Source organism: Parashewanella sp. 2304DJ23-3 (assembly GCF_056591695.1).
Window position 1 is genome coordinate 107,078 of the sequence record NZ_JBWQOH010000006.1, and the last position, 20,454, is coordinate 127,531.

General features: G+C 38.9%; 16 protein-coding genes and 5 tRNA genes. 15 read left to right on the plus strand and 6 right to left on the minus strand.

The annotated features are described in order from the left end of the window. Positions 1–37: 37 nt before the first annotated feature. Positions 38–340: an ArsR/SmtB family transcription factor gene (locus tag AC1EU2_RS12750; RefSeq protein ID WP_480298749.1), complete on the minus strand. Its 303-nt coding sequence runs from the start codon at positions 338–340 to the stop codon at positions 38–40. A gap of 250 nt (positions 341–590) precedes the next feature. Between AC1EU2_RS12750 and AC1EU2_RS12755 the strand changes: the two genes are divergently transcribed. From AC1EU2_RS12755 to AC1EU2_RS12770, 4 genes are read left to right on the plus strand one after another with little or no spacing between them, the layout of a single operon-like run. Then, positions 591–3,005 carry an efflux RND transporter permease subunit gene (locus AC1EU2_RS12755; RefSeq protein WP_480298661.1) on the plus strand — a complete coding sequence of 805 codons (2,415 nt, stop codon included), beginning with the start codon at positions 591–593 and terminating at the stop codon, positions 3,003–3,005. After that, positions 3,002–3,796 carry an outer membrane lipoprotein-sorting protein gene (locus tag AC1EU2_RS12760; protein WP_480298662.1) on the plus strand — a complete coding sequence of 265 codons (795 nt, stop codon included), beginning with the start codon at positions 3,002–3,004 and terminating at the stop codon, positions 3,794–3,796. Before AC1EU2_RS12755 ends, AC1EU2_RS12760 begins: the two co-directional genes overlap by 4 nt. 7 nt (positions 3,797–3,803) lie before the next feature. Further along, a complete protein-coding gene (locus AC1EU2_RS12765; RefSeq protein WP_480298663.1) occupies positions 3,804–5,108 on the plus strand; it encodes a hypothetical protein in 1,305 nt (434 codons plus the stop codon). Positions 5,109–5,120: 12 nt separating this feature from the next. Further along, positions 5,121–5,321, plus strand: coding sequence for a YgaP family membrane protein (locus AC1EU2_RS12770; protein ID WP_480298664.1), 201 nt, complete (start codon positions 5,121–5,123; stop codon positions 5,319–5,321). A gap of 352 nt (positions 5,322–5,673) precedes the next feature. On the opposite strand, the gene AC1EU2_RS12775 is transcribed toward AC1EU2_RS12770, so the two are convergent. After that, complete coding sequence (locus AC1EU2_RS12775; protein ID WP_480298665.1) at positions 5,674–6,351, minus strand: hypothetical protein; 678 nt, start codon at positions 6,349–6,351, stop codon at positions 5,674–5,676. A 154-nt stretch (positions 6,352–6,505) separates the two neighbouring features. Here AC1EU2_RS12775 and AC1EU2_RS12780 point away from each other — a divergent pair, with 154 nt between their 5' ends. After that, on the plus strand, positions 6,506–7,324 hold the full coding sequence (locus AC1EU2_RS12780) for a class I SAM-dependent methyltransferase (protein WP_480298666.1): 819 nt from the start codon (positions 6,506–6,508) through the stop codon (positions 7,322–7,324). Between the two features lie 100 nt (positions 7,325–7,424). Then, entirely contained in the window at positions 7,425–8,276 is an 852-nt protein-coding gene (locus AC1EU2_RS12785) for a class I SAM-dependent methyltransferase (protein WP_480298667.1), read from the plus strand. 48 nt (positions 8,277–8,324) lie between these two features. On the opposite strand, the gene AC1EU2_RS12790 is transcribed toward AC1EU2_RS12785, so the two are convergent. From AC1EU2_RS12790 to AC1EU2_RS12800, 3 genes are all read right to left on the minus strand, one after another. After that, positions 8,325–9,125: a M48 family metallopeptidase gene (locus AC1EU2_RS12790; RefSeq protein ID WP_480298668.1), complete on the minus strand. Its 801-nt coding sequence runs from the start codon at positions 9,123–9,125 to the stop codon at positions 8,325–8,327. A gap of 118 nt (positions 9,126–9,243) precedes the next feature. Next, the gene (locus AC1EU2_RS12795; RefSeq protein WP_480298669.1) at positions 9,244–11,310 is read right to left on the minus strand and encodes a S9 family peptidase; all 2,067 of its coding nucleotides are present in this window, start codon (positions 11,308–11,310) and stop codon (positions 9,244–9,246) included. 110 nt (positions 11,311–11,420) lie between these two features. After that, positions 11,421–12,962: a fumarate hydratase gene (locus AC1EU2_RS12800; RefSeq protein ID WP_480298670.1), complete on the minus strand. Its 1,542-nt coding sequence runs from the start codon at positions 12,960–12,962 to the stop codon at positions 11,421–11,423. 133 nt (positions 12,963–13,095) lie between these two features. Here AC1EU2_RS12800 and pabB point away from each other — a divergent pair, with 133 nt between their 5' ends. Both pabB and AC1EU2_RS12810 read left to right on the plus strand, forming a co-directional pair. After that, positions 13,096–14,502, plus strand: a complete 1,407-nt coding sequence (pabB, locus tag AC1EU2_RS12805) for an aminodeoxychorismate synthase component I (protein ID WP_480298671.1) — start codon at positions 13,096–13,098, stop codon at positions 14,500–14,502. A 7-nt stretch (positions 14,503–14,509) separates the two neighbouring features. Then, entirely contained in the window at positions 14,510–15,100 is a 591-nt protein-coding gene (locus tag AC1EU2_RS12810; protein WP_480298672.1) for a CoA pyrophosphatase, read from the plus strand. A gap of 19 nt (positions 15,101–15,119) precedes the next feature. On the opposite strand, the gene AC1EU2_RS12815 is transcribed toward AC1EU2_RS12810, so the two are convergent. After that, positions 15,120–16,094 (minus strand): hypothetical protein, encoded by a 975-nt coding sequence (locus tag AC1EU2_RS12815; protein WP_480298673.1) that lies wholly within the window; start codon positions 16,092–16,094, stop codon positions 15,120–15,122. A 176-nt stretch (positions 16,095–16,270) separates the two neighbouring features. Here AC1EU2_RS12815 and asnS point away from each other — a divergent pair, with 176 nt between their 5' ends. The 7 genes from asnS to AC1EU2_RS12850 all read left to right on the plus strand — a co-directional run bounded on the left by asnS (position 16,271) and on the right by AC1EU2_RS12850 (position 20,393). Next, a complete protein-coding gene (gene asnS, locus AC1EU2_RS12820) occupies positions 16,271–17,671 on the plus strand; it encodes an asparagine--tRNA ligase (protein WP_480298674.1) in 1,401 nt (466 codons plus the stop codon). A 186-nt stretch (positions 17,672–17,857) separates the two neighbouring features. Further along, a tRNA-Asn gene (locus AC1EU2_RS12825) sits at positions 17,858–17,933 on the plus strand. Positions 17,934–17,973: 40 nt separating this feature from the next. Continuing rightward, positions 17,974–18,049, plus strand: a tRNA-Asn gene (locus AC1EU2_RS12830). A gap of 25 nt (positions 18,050–18,074) precedes the next feature. Next, positions 18,075–18,150, plus strand: a tRNA-Asn gene (locus tag AC1EU2_RS12835). Between the two features lie 20 nt (positions 18,151–18,170). After that, positions 18,171–18,246 (plus strand) — tRNA-Asn (locus tag AC1EU2_RS12840). A 22-nt stretch (positions 18,247–18,268) separates the two neighbouring features. After that, a tRNA-Asn gene (locus AC1EU2_RS12845) sits at positions 18,269–18,344 on the plus strand. A 156-nt stretch (positions 18,345–18,500) separates the two neighbouring features. Beyond that, complete coding sequence (locus AC1EU2_RS12850; RefSeq protein WP_480298675.1) at positions 18,501–20,393, plus strand: EAL domain-containing protein; 1,893 nt, start codon at positions 18,501–18,503, stop codon at positions 20,391–20,393. Positions 20,394–20,454 lie beyond the last annotated feature (61 nt).

Here is a 20,454-nt window from a genome sequence, read left to right on the forward strand (position 1 = left end):
AAAATTACAGTAACTTTACAGTTAAGTTAAACGAACTTCAACTTGATTGATTACAAAACTCTTTGTGCAAAGCACCGATTAAACGGGCCATTTCATCACTAGCCAATGAGTAATAGATAGATTGTGATTCTCTGCGTGTTTGTACTAATCCATCTTGTCTTAATTTAGCAAGATGTTGAGATAATGCCGATTGACTAAGATCTACGAGTTCATTCAGCTCATTTACGGCCAATTCACCTTGGCACAGATGACACAGAATTAATAACCGGTTCTCATTACTGATTGCTTTTAAAAGCCCAACGACATGACGTGCTTTTTCACGTAATTGACTTATATTGATATCTGGTTGTCCAGACATACTACCCCCTATTTTATTGTTACAGGCATTGTTAAATGCCATGCAACCCTTTGTCAATTTTATTCCAGTATTTCACTGCTTCCACTTGGATATTAGAAAAGACTAATATATATTATATAAGCATAACCTAATATTACAAAATGACATGATTGAATCACTATATCGCTTTGCATTAAATCGACCGAAAACGGTTTATTCTTTACTGCTTTTAATAGTATTTGTGTGTTTGGCGATGTTTCCAAAAATCACAATCGATACTGATCCTGAAAACATGTTACCTGCCTCTGATACCGATAGATCATTTCATAACAAGGTAAAAAGTGATTTCAATTTGCATGATATGTTGGTGATTGGCGCAATAAATCATTCCGAACAGGGAATCTATAACCCACAATCCTTATCAGCTCTTGAACAATTATCAAAACAAATAATGTCATTGAAGCACGTCATTTCACAGGATGTACTCTCGTTAAATACGGTCGACAATATTACTCAGGCCAAGCATGGTGGCATCAGCTTTCAATGGCTGATGAAAAGTGCTCCTGCCACTGAAAAGCAATCCGTAAATATAAAAACAGCCGTTTTACGTTTACCTTTACTTGCAAACACACTGGTTTCAAATGATGGCAAAGCCGCAGCAATTTATGTTGCCATTGATTCAAAACAGCACAGTTATCAAGTTGCTAAGAATATCCGCAAATTAATCGATGACATCCAATCAGAAGACAGTTATCACATTACTGGTTTACCTGTAGCTGAAGATCAATTTGGTTCAGAAATGTTCGTTCAAATGGGAATCGCGGCACCTATGGCGGGTTTAGCCATTTTCATACTGCTCCTTTGGTTTTTCAGAAGCATAAAGCTCGTCATAGGAACGATGATTGTCGCTATGGCTACGGTGATCATCACTATGGGTTTACTCATTGGAATGGGGTTTACTGTGCATATTATGTCGTCCATGATTGCGATTTTTTTAATGCCAATCGCCGTTGTTGACTCAACCCATATTCTTTCAGAATTTGCCGATGAATATCGTGACGGCAAAGATCCCAAAACCGTTATACAACAAGTCGTTTCAAAGCTATTCAAGCCCATGTTTTATACCTCACTGACTTCTGCAATTGGCTTTATATCATTGATGCTTACGCCCATTCCCCCCGTTAAAGTATTCGGGGGCTTTATCGCTTTTGGTATTTTATTGGCCTTTATCATCACCATTGTTTTTATCCCTTCCTATATTAGCAGCATGTCACCAGCAGCATTAAGTAAACTGCAAAGCTCAATGAGGAAGCAAGAGTCAGCGAAACTGCACACATTGCTACCTAAAGTAGGCAGTTTTGCTATTAAGAATAGACTTCTCATTCTGTTTGGATTCAGCACTCTTTTTATAATTAGCGCAGCTGGGATCAGCAAAATTCAAGTGAATGATAACCCTATCAATTGGTTCAAATCATCTCACGAGATCAGGGTGGCAGATAAAGCATTGAATCAGCATTTTGGCGGCACATATGACGCTTGGCTTGTGCTTGAAAGCGATAAAAAAACTCATACAGAAACGGAAAAATTATTAACTTCCCTAGAGCAAAACAAGTTCATTAATACCTCAGACTTAAATACCATTAACAACGCAACAAACCCAATTTCTCAAACCATTACCATACTTGATGACAAATTATTTAATGCAAATGTTCAGCAAGCACCAGTAATTGAGTCTTTCATCACAAAACTCGAAAAGCTTGAGCAAGCCAACAAAACATTTTTAAAGCCTGATAATTTATTGTGGATGCAAGAACTCCAATTTGAACTGATAAAGTCAGGCTTGGTCGGTAAAGTTAACGGCTTACCAGAGATTATTAAAACGGTTAATCGTGAGCTAAATGGTGGTTCCAATTCAGAATTCAAACTACCAAAAAGTAGCAACGCCGTTGCACAAACACTTTTGCAGTATCAATCATCACACAGACCTCAAGATTTATGGCACTTCGTAACTCCCGATTACAACTCTAGTTTGATGTGGCTGCAATTAACCAGCGGAGATAATCAACACATGTCTCGGGTCATAGATTTTGTTGAACACTACGTTACGATCCATCCTCTCCCTGACGATTTAAAGCTTGGCTGGGCGGGCAAAACCTATCTGAACGTGGTTTGGCAAAAAGCAATGGTCAACGGCATGTTAGAGAGCCTTGTATCCGCTTTTTTCATTGTTTTTTTAATGATGGTGATTCTATTTCGCTCTTTTAAATACGGCTTAATGGCTATGTTGCCACTTACACTCACCATCACCTTTATTTATGGCTTAATTGGTTGGATTGGTAAGGATTATGATATGCCAATCGCGGTTTTATCGGCTCTCACACTTGGCTTGTCGGTTGATTTTGCCATTCATTTTCTCGAACGATTTAGAGAAAACCTAAAACAGATTGGCGATGTAAAAGCCACTTTGAAAGTGATGTTCCAAGAACCAGCGAGAGCCATATCTCGTAATGCTATCGTTATCGCAGTCGGTTTTATGCCGCTGCTTGCAGCACCGTTAATACCATACATCACCGTTGGGTTTTTCCTTGCCAGCATTATGGTGTTATCGGGAATCGTTACTCTGCTCTTACTCCCTTCTATTCTATCTTTCAAAAGGAATGAAGCATGAACATCAAGACCGTAACTTTTTCACTACTCAGTTTGTTATTCACGCATCAAATTTATGCTGAAGAATTAAACGCACAACAAATAATGAATAAAGCTAATCGTAGCTACTACTATGCTGGTGATGATGGCCGTGCTGAAGCACGAATGAAAATCATCGACAAACAAGGCCGTACTCAACTACGACAATTTACCATTTTAAGAAAAGACGTTATTGATGGCGGCGAGCAAAATATGCTCATTCACTTCTCTCGCCCTAGCGACGTTAAAAACACCGTTTTCAGAGTCGTCAGACATCCACAAGCACAGGACGATCGCTGGCTTTACTTGCCCGGGCTAGATTTGATCAAGCGGATATCTTCAGGAGATAAGCGCACCTCGTTTGTCGGCTCTGACTTTTTTTATGAAGATATTTCTGGAAGGAGTCCAACGTTAGATTCACATAAGTTAATCGAACAAAGAGATAACCAATTTCATCTACAAAGTACTCCAAGAACTCCAAATGACGTTGAATTTTCTCACTACGAATCTTGGATTAATGCTAAGACCTTTTTACCAGTAAAAGTCACCTATTTCGATAAAAGTAACAAACCGTTACGAGAGTTAACAGCTGTTAAAACTAAAGTCATTCAAAACTATCCTGTAATCATTAGTGCTCAAGTTAAAAATTTTGCTACCGGTAATAAAACCATCATGCAATTAAGAGGCGTCAAATTTGACTTAGGTTTACCTAATAATATTTTCGGTGAGAAGAGCCTTCGCACTCCACCCTTTAAATGGTTAAAAAAGAGATAAAAATCCGATGCTAACTACGATAAGACCACATTGGCTTTTGATCTTCTTGCTTGTCGCAAGCACTGGTTTTGCAAGTGATAGTATTCAAACTGAAACTAGCAATACGAGCTCCGAATCAGACTGGGATCACGACTGGGAAGAGGATGATGAGTCGAAATTAGATTATTTTGGTTTTTTTGATGGAGCCTATGGCCAAAGACTGCAGCGTAACTCAGTAATTCAAGCTTCATCTACACTTAACGAGATTAGAGGTCGATTAGAAGCAAACTACCAAGACAGTGATTTCAATATAAGTGTGAGTGGCGACCTTGCTTATGATGCTGTCATCAAAGATACAGAAACGAAGCTAAGAACAGCTTATGTAGATTATAGTCTAACCGATAACTTGAACCTTAAAGCTGGCCGACAGATTTTAACTTGGGGGACTGGCGATTACTTATTCTTAAATGATCTCTTCCCAAAAGATTGGCAATCATTTTTTGCAGGAAGAGATGATGAATACTTAAAAGCACCATCGGACAGTATTAAGAGCAGTTGGTTTTCAGAAAACTCAAGTATCCAATGGGTTTGGACACCAAGCTTTGAACCTGACAACACCATTAACGGTGAACGCTTTTCTTTTTTTTCATCGTTAGCTAATGAGCAACTAAATCTCTTTCCCAAGCCAATCAAGTCATCAGGGGACACTTGGTCACTCAAACTGGCCACATCTTCTCAAGGTGTCGATTATGCTTTATATGCTCATAGAGGTTACTGGTCTACGCCTAACGGCTTAAACTTTGACTTACAGCCTTACTATCCAAGGTTAAATACTTATGGAGCGAGTATTCAATCACCACTTACTAAAGGCTTATTTAATGCTGAATTAGCCTGGTATGACAGTATCGAAGACGCCAAAGGTATCAATCCGTTTATTCCAAACTCACAATTGCGAGCATTAATTGGTTTCGAGCGTGAACTCATCGCTAACTTAACGTTTTCAATTCAATATTACTTGGAGCACACAAGAGACTATTCCAATCTGACTTCAAACTCACTAAACCCAAGGGTTGAACCTAAAAAAAATCGACAAGTTGCGACAATTCGTCTTAGATGGCTAGCCTATGCTAATAGGCTCACAATTAACGTCTTTAGTTTTTGGTCACCTACAGATAAAGATGCCTATTTCAAACCCAGTTTAACTTACAGACACAATGACTCTTGGTCTTTTTCAACAGGTCTAAATATTTTTACAGGCTCTAATAAACACAGTTTTTTTGGTCAGCATGAAGACAATTCAAATGCTTGGCTTCGATTAAGATTTAACTACTAATAAGGGCATATTATGAGTATCGAACGTGCAATCTTTATTTTTTCTGGCAGCATGATATTGCTATCTCTAGCTTTAACTTACTATGTAAGCCCACATTTTGTATGGCTAACCGTTTTCGTTGGTGCCAACTTATTTCAGTTTGGGTTTACTAAATTCTGCCCTATGGCTATTTTGCTGAAGAAATTTGGAATGAAACCTGAACGTAACATTTAAAAATTATGAACTCATGGAACAAATACTCCATGAGTGCACTGATACAGTGATGTTATCATCAGCGTAGTGATTGAGATATAAACCCCATAGTTCGATACACTCTAATTATACCAATTACAGTAATTAAATGCACAACTCAGAGCTATGTATGCGCACAAAGTACAAGCGAAATTTGTGAAGACATAGTTATTCTACGTTGAGACAATTTTGTGCAGTAATTTTTGCGCATACAAGCTCCCGAAGGGCAAGGCTAAAGGCTTCCATTACTGTGTTGCAAGTTTTTGAATTATCCCGATAGTACTGCAAACTTGCTCCTTGTACTGAAAACCTTTAGCTCTTGCTGAGTGGGAAGTTAATTACTGTAATTGGTATTACTGTAATTTGACTTCTCATCTTGCGGTGGTGTCAACCACTGGATATGAATACTTGCTGCTCCCTTTACAGTATTACCATTTGCATCTACGATGCGTCTAATTTCTTGGTCGCCCTGTAAGCTAATGGAAAACTTTAATGTATCAGATATCCTAGATGGTTTATTTTCAAAGTTTTGGACTGCATAACTACAGACTGCATCATATGCATTGAAGCTGTTATCTTTAGGCGGATTATGAAAAATTTTACAGGGTACTTTTTTATCAAAAGAGTATTGGGTACCAGTGATAATTGAAGGAGAAACGTCACTACTAGGATTCATAACTAACGCAAGTTGAAACTGGTTTAAGTAGGCTCCTCTGTAGATAAGCGGAACATTTTTAAAAGCATATTCAAAATAAATTGTATCATCCGTATAGCTCTTATTATTGGCTGGATCTTTCTCCTTTTCACCAGATGTTTTTTTTACTAACGTGATATCACAAAGATCTTTTCCTAATTCAAGTTGAAACGGGTCTTTTTGCGTTCCATTTCCTTTTATATATGGTAACCCTCCTTTTCCGGAACCTTTGATTCCTTGGGCACAGGTATCCGCAACCGCTTGGAACTGAGCAGCGGCAAGTAAAAAACCGAGACACACTGCAAATTTAATTTTCATCATCATCACCTAGTTTTATAAGTTCAATTGAAAAACACAAAACATTCTTGATAAAAGACTAGCCTATTTCACTCTAATTGCATGTTGGTGAACATTTCCTGAATAAATGAGCTATATAAATATAAGTGCATAAATAAACTCGAGGGTTATTTTCATGTCTATTGATATTAAGTATTCACTTTCTATTTTTTGCGGTTTTCTGTTATTACTTCCGACAATGTTACTTGCTAATGAACAATCTCAACCCGTAAAAATACTGAACGAGTATCGTACTCCGAAAGATATGGCACGGGATAAATATCGTCACCCTGCTGAAACCCTTACTTTCTTTGGCGTAAAGCCGACCCATACTGTTGTGGAAATTTGGCCAGATAGCGGCTGGTATACGCAAGTTATTGCACCAATATTAAGAAACAAAGGCCAATATATTGCAGCTCAATATCCTATTAACTCGATGAGTCGATATCACTCAAAAGCTCAAGCAAAATTCAAGAGTAAGTTTACCAATAAATTCAGGCGCTACGGCCGAATTGTAGTAACCCAATTTGAGCCACCGCATTACGTTCACCTTGCCCCACAACAGACAGCAGATGTTGTTCTCACATTCAGAAATATCCATAACTGGATGAGTTCGAATCAACAACATAATGTTTTTAAAGCCGCCTTTGCTGCACTAAAACCTGGTGGAGTATTGGGAATTGTTGAACATAAAGCGAAACCCGGGATTAGTTATTCTAAAATGATTGAAACTGGTTATGTTTCTGAAGCTTACGTAAAGAAACTAGCAATGAGTGCTGGTTTTGATTTTGCCGCAAGTAGTGATATTAACGCCAATCCTCGAGATACAAAAAACTATATCAATGGCGTTTGGGCACTTCCTCCAACACTCATCAATGGAAATAAAGGCAAAGGGAGATACTTAAAAATTGGTGAAAGTGACAGAATGACACTTAAATTTGTGAAGCCTAAATAATTAGGCTTCACTTACAACTTGATACAAGTTTTTATCGATCCGCAGGTGTTTTTACGTTATAAAAAAGAACAATACGTCCAAGAAACTGAGAAATCTATAAATGAAAACAAAAACATCCCTACTTTATGGTGCTGTTGTTTGTATGGCTTTAGGTTCAACTGCTGCTCTTGCTCATGACTCTCATAGTGAACATGCGAAAGTAAAGCCTGAAATTCCAACCGCATTACAATATAACTTTGAATACCGAACTACAAAAGAGAAAGCTCGCGATGCATACCGTCATCCTAAGCAAACTCTCAAATTTTTTGGTGTTAAACCCACTGATACAGTAGTTGAGATTTGGCCTGGAGGCGGATGGTATACACAGATACTTGCTCCTGCTCTGCAAGGGGATGGGCAATATGTTGCAGCTCATTGGCCAAAAGATTCAAGTGTTGGTTTCTTTACGAAATATAGAGCAAAATTTGATGTTAAGTTCACTGATCATCCAGAGCGCTATGGCGACATCAGTGTTACAAGCTTTGAACCACCAAAAAATACCACATTAGCTCCAAGTGAAAGTGCAGACGTCGTTTTAACGTTCCGTAATGTTCATAACTGGATGAGTAAAAATTACGAACAAACTGTATTTGACTCAGCATTTAAAGCACTTAAGCCTGGTGGTGTTTTAGGCGTTGTTGAACACAGAGCTAAACCAGGAACAAAGCGTTTGGCTATGATAGAGTCTGGGTATGTCACTGAAGATTATGTCAAGCAATTAGCTCAAAACGCAGGGTTTGAGTTTGCTGGTGCAAGTGAAATCAATGCGAACGCTAAAGACATTAAAGATTACCCGGCTGGAGTTTGGACATTGCCTCCAACCCTAAGGCTTAAAGAGCAAAATAAAGCGAAGTATTTGAAGATTGGTGAGAGCGACCGAATGACGCTCAAGTTTGTAAAACCTTCAAAATAACGACTTTGGCTACAATGATTAATTGTTCATTGTAGCCATTTATCTAGATTAAATACGGCAAGATGGTTTATCTGAAGCTTTTGCTTTAACCGCAATTGCACCTGCCATATGTTTATTTAAGTCTGAAATTCGAGTTTGTGGTGCCGGATGAGTAGAGAGTAACTCAAAAGGTTTATCTCCGTTACTGGCTTTTTGCATATTTTTCCATAGCTCGACTGATTGCTTAGGATTAAATCCAGCTTTTGCCATTAGCTCTAAACCAATTTGATCTGCCTCTGTTTCTTGAATGCGACTGAACGGTAAAGTAACCGCAACTTGAGAACCAACACCCAACGCCGACATGATAACTTTACTTTGTTTAACATCCTGACTTTTTAAAGCTGTATCAGCAACTTGTAAACCCACACCGACAAGAGCACTGTTCGACATACGTTCGTTACCATGCTCTGCAATTACGTGCCCTACTTCATGACCAATTACAGCTGCTAATTGGTCTTGGTTTTTAGCAACATTTAACAACCCAGTGTAAACGCCTATTTTTCCACCTGGTAAAGCAAAGGCGTTAACTTGTTTACTGTCAAAAACCACGACCTCCCACTTTCCGTTAAATACATTTTTAGGTACATGTTTGGTAATCGCAGTTGAAACGCATTGCACATAACGATTATATTTTCGACTTGTAGATACTTTTTGTTCTTCTTTTATTTGAGTAAAAGCAAGTGCGCCCTGTTGTGAAATTTGTGAATTTGAATAGAGCTTTAACTGTGAGCGACCTGTAGGTGATGTCGAGCAACCAACTAAAGTAATAAGTATTGAACATACTATGGATAAAAATAACTTATTCATCATAAAAACTTCCATTTAAATAGATGGCATATTGTAACTTAAATTCGCCACAGAGAAACCTCCAATCCACAGAATGAGAAAAGAGGCCATTTGGCCTCTTTACTCTTTACTCAGTTTAAATTTACTTCTTAGTCCAGCGATCCATCCAGCCTAGAACACTGCCATACCACTGCTCTAAGTTATCTTGGTTTAGAATCCAATGATTTTCATCTGGGAAAATTAATAGCTCAGATGGGATGTTATTGCGTTGCAAGAAACTGAACGCAGCTAAGCCTTGACCATAAGGAACACGGAAGTCTTTTTCACCATGAATCACGAGCATTGGCGTTTTCCAATTTTCTACGTAATTGACTGGATTAAACTTCTCGTATAACGCTTTATTATCTTTGTATTGACCACCAAACTCGTGCTCTGGGAACCAAAGTTCTTCTGTTACATAGTACATTGAGCGCATATCAAATAAACCAGCGTGGTTTACAAGACATTTAAAGCCATCACTCCACTTACCTTCAATCCAGTTCATCATGTAGCCACCGTATGAGCCACCCAGTGCACAAGCGTTTTTAGTATCTAACCATTCTTGTTGCTGACCTACGGCTGCAAGACCCTTTTGAAGATCTTCAAGTGGCTTACCGCCCCAATCTTTAGTGATTGAATCTGTAAATTTTTGACCGTAACCTGTAGAACCATGGAAATCGACCATCACAACGCCATAGCCAGCACCAGCCCAAAGTTGCGCATTCCAACGACCACTAAAACCGTTACCAAATGAGCCCTGTGGACCACCGTGAACTAAGAAAGCTACAGGATACTTTTTACCTTCTTCATAATTAGCAGGCTTAATCCAATAACCATAAACGTCTTCGTTATTCCAACCTTTAAAGCTAAATTGCTCGTATTCACCAAACTTGATGTTTTGTAGCTTTTCTTCGTTAACATGAGTGAGCTGCTTTAAACCTTCTCCATTTAGATTAATGCTGTATAAATCACCTGGCTCATCAAGGCTCTTGTGAGAGAAGATTGCTTTGCCATTTTCTACCGCAACAAAACTATTGTAGCCTTTGTTATAGATAGGACGTACATCACCAAACTGAGTATTCACTTCGAATAATGTAACTTGACCAACATCTTGCGCTGTTACGTAAAGTGTTTGATTATCATCGCCAAACATAATTGAGCTTGGGCTGCGGTCCCATAACGGCGCAACTTCTTTAGTTTGCCCTGTTACTGTATCACGCAACATAATACGAAAACGGTCCGCTTCAGCTCCCGCACGACTCATCGCAAAATACGCCATATAACGGCCATCTGATGAGAATACTGGGTGTGAATCCCATGCTTTATTCTCAGACGTTAGGTTTTTAGCTTCGCCACCCGATACTGACACTTGCCACAAATCGTAGTTCGTTGTCCAAGCTTGATCTTTACTTGGTGCTTTAGCGCTATAAACGATTGACTTACCATCGGGAGTGAAAATGGCTTCTTCCATACCTGAAAACGGCTTAGGTGGTGTTTCAGTATCTAAGCCTTGAGTAACATCTGTGATTTTACCTAACTTGTTACCATCGATAGATGCAACAAAGATATGGTTCCGAGCGTGATCTTCCCAAGTATCCCAGTGACGAACCATTAACTGAGTATAAGTACGGCCCGTTGTCTTTCTATTCGCTTCTTTATCAAATTTATCTTTTGAGCACTTCAGTGTTTCACACTCAGGAAATACACGAATGCTCATAGCCACTTGGTCAGTGTCATTAGATAACTTGTAATCATCGATACCAAGAGTTAAATCAGAAACTTGTTTCGCCTCACCACCCGTTAGAGGTAGGTTGTAAAGCTGAGTAGAGCCGTTGCGAGCCGCAAGAAAATAAATCGATTTACCATCAGCAGCAAACTGAACTGAGTGCTCAGTGCCTTTATCGTGGGTTAACTGAAATGGTTTAGCTTCAGTATCATTTAGGTTTAATGAATATAAGTTTGATGACGTAGTACCGTCTTGGAAGCGGTGCTTAACGGCATAAATTGCTTGACTCCCGTCCGGAGAAACCGCTGCACTGTGCAACTTATTAAGATGTGTAAGATCACTTACGTTGAAAGGATGCGAATTATTGTTCTTTTCAGCGAACACAGGTGAACTTACACCTAAAGCTAAGGCAATCGCAGCGCTTGTTATTGTTAGTTTTTTCATGTTTTGTGCTTATTAAAAGTTGAATAGATGTATATAAAGTTGTTTAGAACAATATCGAAACAAAAACGCTCAAGCAAGAATACTTGAGCGTTTTGTTAAAAATTGCTTACTTAACTCGCATTAGCAATCTTAATTTTCCATTCTGCTGGGCCAGTTTCATGTGCATTAACACCATTTGAATCAACTGCTACAGTGACTGGCATGTCTTTAACATCAAACTCGTAAATGGCTTCCATACCTAAGTCTTCAAATGCAACCACACGAGATTTTTTAATTGCTTTGGACACTAAATATGCTGCGCCACCCACTGCCATAAGGTAAACAGCTTTATGTTTCTTAATTGAATCAACTGTAGCTGGACCACGTTCAGACTTACCAATCATGCCCATAATGCCTGTTTTCTCGAGCATTAGGTCAGTGAATTTATCCATACGAGTTGCTGTAGTTGGACCGGCTGGACCTACGACTTCATCACGTACTGGATCAACGGGGCCAACGTAATAAATAAATTTTCCGTTAAAGTCCACGCCTTCAGGCAACCCCTCACCCGATTCAATTAAACCTTGAATTCGCTTGTGTGCCGCATCACGACCGGTAAGCATCTTTCCGTTTAACAGTAAGGTATCACCACTTTTCCAAGTTTCAATTTCTTCTTGAGAGATCGAATCAAGATTTACGCGTTTTACATCAGAACCTGACTCACGTGTAATTTCAGGCCAATCTTCCAGTGTTGGTGTTGCTAACTCAGCAGGGCCTGTTCCATCAAGATGAAAATGAACGTGACGGGTTGCAGCGCAGTTAGGGATCATCACAACAGGCTTAGATGCTGCGTGAGTCGGTGCAGTTTTGATTTTTACGTCTAGAACAGTCGTTAAACCGCCAAGACCTTGAGCACCAATACCTAAGTCATTTGAACGTTTGAAAATATCTAAACGCAACTCTTCTTCAGTATTTTGAGCACCACGCTTCATTAGATCATGGATATCAACACTTTCCATTAACGCTTCTTTCGCCATTACCGCTGCTTTTTCAGCTGTTCCACCAATGCCTATACCAAGCATTCCTGGGGGACACCAGCCAGCTCCCATTGTTGGTAAAGTCTTCTCAACCCAAGCTGCAACATCATCAGATGGATTCAACATTGCCATCTTAGATTTGTTTTCAGAGCCACCACCTTTTGCTGCAACCGCAACGTCAATGTGATCACCTGGCACCATTTCAACGTGAACTACAGACGGTGTGTTATCTCGAGTATTTTTACGAGCACCTGCTGGGTCAGCTACAATAGAAGCACGTAATGGGTTATCAGGGTTGGTGTATGCACGGCGTACGCCCTCATCCACCATTTGCTGAACTGTCATATCCGTTTTATCAAAACGAACATTCATGCCAATCTTTACAAAGCTTGTCACGATACCCGTGTCTTGGCACAAAGGACGTTTACCTTCTGCAGACATGCGAGAGTTAATAAGAATTTGAGCGATAGCATCTTTAGCCGCTGCGCTTTCTTCACGCTCATAGGCTTCAGACATTGCATCAACAAAATCTTTCGGGTGGTAATAAGAAATATATTGCAGGGCATCTGCGACGCTTTCGATAAAGTCAGCTTGCTTGATTACTGTTTGACCAGAATCTTGAGTGTTTGATGTCATATTAAACGCGCTCCAGTGCATTTATGTTTTCTACCAATGCAGATATTGGCATTTTTATTATAGGATCATTTGTGATGATGTTTTTTATGATACTATTTTCCGAATGTTTGAGCTATATCACAGGGTCTAATTAATGGTTACACGGAAGTCAAAATGCCTTTCTGTCCGACAAATTGACATCACTTTAACCACAGAAGCCGTTTTTTCACACTTTGCCGATCAACCATGGGCGATATTGTTGGACTCTGCTAATGCCAATCATCCCGATGCTAGGTACGACGTCATAAGCTTTGATCCTATTGCAACGTTAATTACCAAAAATCAACAATCGTATTTTGAAGTACTCAATCCACAGGCTTGTTGCGACATCCAGAATGAAACAACAACCAGAAATCCGTTTGATGTGCTAAAGAAATTTCAACAAGCGATTTTCTCTGAAAAATTTGAATGTTCACTGCCGTTTTCAGGCGGTGCATTGGGCAGTTTTAATTACGATTTAGGTCGAAGAGTAGAAACACTACCTGAACTTGCTGAAAACGATTTATCGCTCAGTGAAATGAATATTGGCTTTTACGATTGGGCATTAATTTTTGATTACCATAATCAAACTTGGAATCTGGTCTGTTACTCAGATGACGAATCGTACATTGATGCTAAACAAGCAATGCTCTCTCAAATTCTTAGTAGTTCGACGAATAAGCAACAAGAATTTCAATTATCTGGTAAATGGCATGCACAAATAACAAAAGCAGAATATACCAATAAGTTTGATAAAGTTCATTCGTATTTATTAAGTGGTGATTGCTATCAAATCAATCTAACTCAACGATTTTCAGCAAATTATTCAGGCAATGAATGGCAGGCGTATTTAAAACTACGTCACCAAAACCAAGCCCCTTTTTCTGCATATATACGCTTACCTCAGCACACCATTTTGTCGATTTCACCAGAACGATTTTTGCAACTTGATAATGGAAAGGTTGAAACAAAACCCATCAAAGGTACATTACCAAGAAGCTCTGACTCTGTAGAGGATCAACGTGCAGCGGTTCAACTGCAAAACTCGGTAAAAGATAGAGCTGAAAACCTCATGATTACTGATTTGTTACGTAATGACCTTGGTAGAGTTGCAAAAGCTGGCACCGTAAAGGTACCCAGTTTATTCGATATTGAGAGTTTTCCCGCAGTACATCATCTTGTTAGCACTGTTACTGCAGTCTTAAAAGATGATTTGAGCGCAACTGATTTATTAAATGCGACCTTTCCAGGAGGTTCAATTACTGGTGCACCCAAAATTCGTGCAATGGAAATCATTGAAGAACTTGAGCCTAGCAGGCGAAGTATTTATTGTGGTTCAATTGGGTATATCAGCCAAGATGGCAAGATGGATACAAGCATTACTATCAGAACGTTAGTTACAGAGAACAACAAAATCTATTGTTGGGCTGGCGGAGGTATCGTCGCGGATTCAAATGTCGATGCTGAGTACCAAGAAACCTATGATAAAGTCAGCAGAATCCTTCCAATTCTGGAAACCTGAATTATTTATGAACAAACAGGAATTCAAAAATCGATTATTACTCAGTCCGCAGCCTAAAAATGCAGACCGTTTTTGCATTCCTGACAGCGTTGCTAAACATAAAAAGTACCGAGAATCTGCGGTTCTGATTCCTGCTCACGAAATTAATGGTGAAATTCATCTTCTTCTAACTCAACGCCCTTTTCACTTAAAGCACCACCCTGGACAAGTTTGTTTCCCCGGTGGAAAAGTGATTGACGAAGATTACAGCATTATTAGAACAGCATTGCGAGAAACTGAAGAAGAAATAGGCTTAGGTTCAGAGCACATCGAAATCCTTGGTGCTCTTCCAACTCAGCATACTTATACAGGGTTTAGAGTTTACCCCATCATCGCCTTTGTCAATGATTTATCGAATTTAACACTTGATGATAATGAAGTAAGTCGTTGTTTTAATATTCCGATCACTGACTTTTTTAACGTTGGGAATCGTTCTGAAATTGAAACATCACAAAAGGGGGTTGAATATGAAGTATTAGTGTTTCACTGCCAAGGTGAGTATATTTGGGGAATTACGGCCTCTATCATCAATGTACTTATTTCTAAAATAAACGGTTAAACTCTCTATTTGTCAATGCTTATACCCTCATATTAACTGAGAGCTGAGCTCTGGTTATCCCTTCTGCATTTTCTTTAGTACTCATCATTTCGTATAAATGGCAACTCTTTTTTGAGAAATGAGCAAATTCTGCGGCCTCACAAATATGACTTCTTTGATCGTCCGAAAATACCAAATAATTACATTTTTTGAGTTCCTGAAAATGTTGAAAAATACCTTCTAAGCGCCTAAATTTGTCTGTTAATAAATTGCGATTTTTACATTTATCTCCCATGATTTTTTGATAGCATGAATTAGTTCTACTATCCACATAGAAAAAATCGGACTCCTTAACTCTTAGACCTTTAGTAATGGTTTCCAAAGCTTGTTCGTAATCAGAATTTGTAAGTACTAAAATTTTTACATTTGGGTAATTCAATTTTAGCTTTTCTAAAATCATAGTCATGTTACGTTGACCAAGGATATCGTAGTATTCTAGCAACCCCTTCGAATTAAGTTTCAAACCAATCATAGTGTTATCTAGATCAAAGATAAACACAGGCACTGCTCCTTCTGGAAGTACAGGTTCAACTTGATAAATATGGTTTATTTGTGAAAAGGTTATTTTAAAAGATGAGAACAGTGTTACGGATGAAGACTCTCGAACTTCACAGGAAAGTTGGTGGTTTTGAGATATGCGATTATTTACATTTTTCTCTATCAAGCTAGGTAAGTTTTCTTTGAAACCAAAAAATGCCTTTATACTGTTACCAACGCTTTGGTGACTAACTACTATTTTCTCACCTTCTGTGGTTTTGACCCATTTAACTTGATAATCAACATAAATGACATCATCAGACTTTGAAGAATAATAGCAAAACGTTACGTTTGTCCATTCTCCATTTGTTGCTACTTGTCGAGCTAATTCCTTGAGATCGACGGCATGAACTTCGTTCAGATAATCAATCCATCTTAACGAAACACCTCTGGTTACTTCTATTTCATTATGCGACATATAAATCCCATAAAATGAACATAATAACCAAATTATCAAAATAGCGAGTAGATTGCAGTTCAAACCTGCTCTTTATTCAGCTATATGGCGATGATTATTCCTTGTTTCTGAAACTATAAGAGGTAATATAAGCGGTCTATTTTTTATGTATTGCTTTATTGGAGAATCAAGCAACAATGATTATTGCAAGCATCGCCTCTGTTTTTAAAGGGGAGCATTCTGTGGGTTCAACTGTCTCAGTAAGAGGCTGGGTAAGAACTCGTCGCGATTCCAAAGCTGGAATCTCTTTCTTAGCTGTCTATGATGGCTCTTGCTTCGACCCGATCCAAGGCGTTGTTCCTAATTCTCTTAATAATTATCAAGATGAAGTACTTCGCTTAACAGCTGGCTGTTCAGTTATCATGACAGGTGAAGTTGTTGAATCACCAGGTAAAGGCCAAAAATTTGAACTTCAAGTCACTGAAGTTGAAGTGGTTGGTTTGGTTGACGATCCTGACTCATACCCAATGGCAGCAAAGCGTCATTCAATTGAGCACCTTCGTGAATTAGCTCACTTACGCCCTCGTACCAATATCATTGGTGCAGTTATGCGTGTTCGTAACTGTTTATCGCAAGCTATACACCGTTTTTACCATGAGCAAGGCTTCTTATGGGCCTCTACGCCACTTATCACAGCCTCTGACTGTGAAGGTGCGGGTGAAATGTTCCGTGTTTCAACATTAGATATGCAAAACATCCCTCTCACTGACAAAGGTGAAGTGGATTACGATAAAGATTTCTTCGGGAAAGAATCTTTTTTAACCGTGTCAGGTCAGTTAAATGCTGAAACATATGCTTGTGCTCTCTCAAAAGTTTACACTTTTGGCCCAACCTTCCGAGCTGAAAACTCTAACACAAGCCGTCACTTAGCTGAGTTTTGGATGGTAGAACCAGAAGTAGCTTTTGCTGATCTGGATGATATCGCAACTCTTGCAGAAGATATGCTGAAATACGCATTTAAAGCAGTATTGGCTGAACGTCGTGATGATTTAGAATTTTTTGCGCAACGTGTTGAAAAAACGGTGATTGAACGTTTAGAGTCATTTGTTGAATCAGACTTTATTCAAGTCGACTATACCGAAGCTGTAGAAATCCTAAAAAATTGCAACAAGAAGTTTGAGTTTGCAGTCGAATGGGGTATCGATCTTCACTCTGAACATGAGAGATACTTGGCTGAAGAACACTTTAATGCGCCTGTTGTAGTGAAAAACTACCCGAAAGACATTAAAGCATTCTATATGCGCATGAATGAGGACGGTAAGACAGTTGCTGCTATGGATGTATTAGCACCAGGAATTGGCGAGATTATTGGTGGAGCTCAACGTGAAGAGCGCCTTGATGTGCTGGATGCTCGCCTTGAAGAGATGGAGCTAGATAAGGAAGATTATTGGTGGTATCGCGATTTACGTCGTTACGGTACCGTTCCACATTCTGGTTTTGGGTTAGGCTTTGAGCGTTTAGTTTCTTATGTGACTGGTGTTTCGAACATCCGTGATGTAATTCCATTTCCTCGAGCACCAAGAAGTGCAAACTTCTAATACAAAAGATAAATGATTTAAGAAAAAAGGTGGCATAGAAATTGACCACCTTTTTTATTTCTTAATCATTGTGCTGATTAGATGACCACTTAACAGCTTAATTACACTTTTTTTTAAAACCTCAGTTGACTCACCCTAAAGTCCGTTTTAATATGCGCTCCGTTCTCAACGAGATGTTGATGCCACTCCCCTGTAGTTCAGTTGGTAGAACGGCGGACTGTTAATCCGTATGTCACTGGTTCGAGTCCAGTCTGGGGAGCCAATTTATATAACGTTAAGAACAAGATGTGAAAGAAAGCGATTCCCCTGTAGTTCAGTTGGTAGAACGGCGGACTGTTAATCCGTATGTCACTGGTTCGAGTCCAGTCTGGGGAGCCAAACTTTCTAAGCATCATATTTCGATTCCCCTGTAGTTCAGTTGGTAGAACGGCGGACTGTTAATCCGTATGTCACTGGTTCGAGTCCAGTCTGGGGAGCCAATCGAAATAAAATTTAGTATTCCCCTGTAGTTCAGTTGGTAGAACGGCGGACTGTTAATCCGTATGTCACTGGTTCGAGTCCAGTCTGGGGAGCCACTAAATTTATAATCTTATCTATTCCCCTGTAGTTCAGTTGGTAGAACGGCGGACTGTTAATCCGTATGTCACTGGTTCGAGTCCAGTCTGGGGAGCCAATTTTCTTCTTAATTCTTTATCATTTAGTTTTTCTTTATTAAAAAAATCGTTACAATACCCTTCAACTGCATTTGTAGTCAGAGATTTTGAATAATATGGAAATCTATTCAAGCGACTTGAAGCTTATCTTGTAAATCTGAAGGATCGGATTGGTTATGTTTACATCGAAAGTTTACCAGTTTTTTTTGTTATTGTGCTTAAGTGCGCTGTGGGGCTGGGTATATGTCGACGCCAACAGAGAGTTCAACGCTATCTCTGCACATCAAACAGCTGAATATAATAAGGTTATCAGTGAATATGACTCTTGGGCTGGTAATGGTGAAGAGCTGTATCGTCTAATCCAAAAACAAATTCCACTTAGATTTTTTCAATTTATTGATAAAGAAAATAGAGATAACAATTTCACACGTGGAAGTATCCTTCCAAGCAATGACCATTTCTTAAGCTCTCTTATTTCCAAAAACCCAGGTACCACAAGTCAGCTTTCTACTGGCCGCTTACAAGTAAAATTTAACTTACAACAATCCAAACAAGAGCTTCTTAATAAGCTTTTCAGTATTGGACTCTATTCTTTCTTTGCCTACATAGTCATTGCTTTCGTGGCCTATACTTGTATGAGTATTAATAAGCAGTTAATCAACAAGCTCGTCGAAATCATATCTACATACACAGAACAACGACCGAGCACTTTAAATAATTCTTTCGGACTCCCAAAGAACTTTAGCCCAGTTGAAAATGCATTGCGTGAAAGTCGAAAAAAGATAGCTCTAAAACTTCAAGTGTTGATCGAAGAAAATAGAAAGCTAGATAAAGACGCTTATTCAGACTCTTTAACAGGGCTGAGTAATACACTTAAATTTACAGAAGCTTTAAATTCTCTTAAATCACACGATAATAGTGGCGTGTTACTTTTACTGAAAGCCAGCGAACTGTCTCAAATAAATCAATCAAAAGGCCGGCTTGCTGGCGATAGTTACTTAAAACAAATCTCCCATACTCTGAAAAAAAACGTTGACAAATATACTGCCTCCAATCTGTTTAGAATTTCCAGTGCTGAATTTGCTGCGATCATCCCACATGTTAAGTTTTCAGAAACAGAATCATTACTTAAAAAAATTAAAGATGAATTTGAAGTCTATCAACAATCTCTTAAAACCTCATCGATTGCACATTTTTCTTTAGTTCCTTATAAACCAGACACTAAACCTATTGCCTTATTATCATTAGCAGATGCCGCATTGAGCATTGCTCAGACTATGGGGCCGAACTGCTACCATGCGATAGAAAAAGCCGACAATATCGAGCAAGTTGGAGACAATCGCTGGAAGATCACCATTGAGAATTTGATTAAGCGTAAATCGTTAGTGTTTTATCAACAACCGATTCAATCGTGCAGAGCTTCAAAAAACTTTTACCAAGAACTGTTAACTCGCTTTAAAAATAGTGAAGGGAAACTATTACCCACTGCAGCTGTAATTGCGATGGCGGAACGATACGATTTAATCATGGTTTTAGATAAGTTAATTCTTACCCATGTCGTCAAAATGCTCAGAGAAACCCCACAATTAACAGGGAATTTTGGCGTTAATATCAGTACATCTTCAGCTCTCCACCCGAGCTTTCAAGCTTGGATGAAAGACTTTTTTAAACAGCATCAAAAGCTAGCTACTAAGTTAGTTTTGGAAGTTAATGAAACAGGCATTCAAGCAAACACCACGGCCTCAGCCAATTTTGTAAGACTAGCCCACAGTTTGGGATTAAAAGTTTCAATAGAACACTTTGGGATGGGGTTATCTGCATTTCGTTTCTTTAAAGAAGTTCGTCCTGACTTTATTAAACTTGATGGTAGCTTTACCAAGCAAATTGAAACCAATGACGATAATAAGTTTTTTGTGAAAATGATGGTCGATCTTGCTAAACGAATTAGTGTATCGGTTATTGCTACAAACATCGAAAGCCAATCAGAAAAAATTGAGCTTGAGCAGCTGTTAGTGGATGGTTTGCAAGGCTTTTATATAGCGTCTCCCAAGCTAACAAAAGCTGCATAATGATCTCATCGAACAATTTTGAACACTAATGCAGCAAGATACTTGACTGATTTAGGTCAGG

Coding starts and splice junctions, on each gene's coding strand:
- AC1EU2_RS12770 (WP_480298664.1), top strand. CDS start 5,121: ATGAGTATCGAACGTGCAATCTTTATTTTTTCTGGCAGCATGATATTG.
- AC1EU2_RS12815 (WP_480298673.1), bottom strand. CDS start 16,094: ATGTCGCATAATGAAATAGAAGTAACCAGAGGTGTTTCGTTAAGATGG.
- AC1EU2_RS12785 (WP_480298667.1), top strand. CDS start 7,425: ATGAAAACAAAAACATCCCTACTTTATGGTGCTGTTGTTTGTATGGCT.
- asnS (WP_480298674.1), top strand. CDS start 16,271: ATGATTATTGCAAGCATCGCCTCTGTTTTTAAAGGGGAGCATTCTGTG.
- AC1EU2_RS12810 (WP_480298672.1), top strand. CDS start 14,510: ATGAACAAACAGGAATTCAAAAATCGATTATTACTCAGTCCGCAGCCT.
- AC1EU2_RS12790 (WP_480298668.1), bottom strand. CDS start 9,125: ATGATGAATAAGTTATTTTTATCCATAGTATGTTCAATACTTATTACT.
- AC1EU2_RS12850 (WP_480298675.1), top strand. CDS start 18,501: ATGTTTACATCGAAAGTTTACCAGTTTTTTTTGTTATTGTGCTTAAGT.
- AC1EU2_RS12795 (WP_480298669.1), bottom strand. CDS start 11,310: ATGAAAAAACTAACAATAACAAGCGCTGCGATTGCCTTAGCTTTAGGT.
- AC1EU2_RS12800 (WP_480298670.1), bottom strand. CDS start 12,962: ATGACATCAAACACTCAAGATTCTGGTCAAACAGTAATCAAGCAAGCT.
- AC1EU2_RS12775 (WP_480298665.1), bottom strand. CDS start 6,351: ATGAAAATTAAATTTGCAGTGTGTCTCGGTTTTTTACTTGCCGCTGCT.
- pabB (WP_480298671.1), top strand. CDS start 13,096: ATGGTTACACGGAAGTCAAAATGCCTTTCTGTCCGACAAATTGACATC.
- AC1EU2_RS12780 (WP_480298666.1), top strand. CDS start 6,506: ATGTCTATTGATATTAAGTATTCACTTTCTATTTTTTGCGGTTTTCTG.
- AC1EU2_RS12765 (WP_480298663.1), top strand. CDS start 3,804: ATGCTAACTACGATAAGACCACATTGGCTTTTGATCTTCTTGCTTGTC.
- AC1EU2_RS12760 (WP_480298662.1), top strand. CDS start 3,002: ATGAACATCAAGACCGTAACTTTTTCACTACTCAGTTTGTTATTCACG.
- AC1EU2_RS12755 (WP_480298661.1), top strand. CDS start 591: ATGTTTCCAAAAATCACAATCGATACTGATCCTGAAAACATGTTACCT.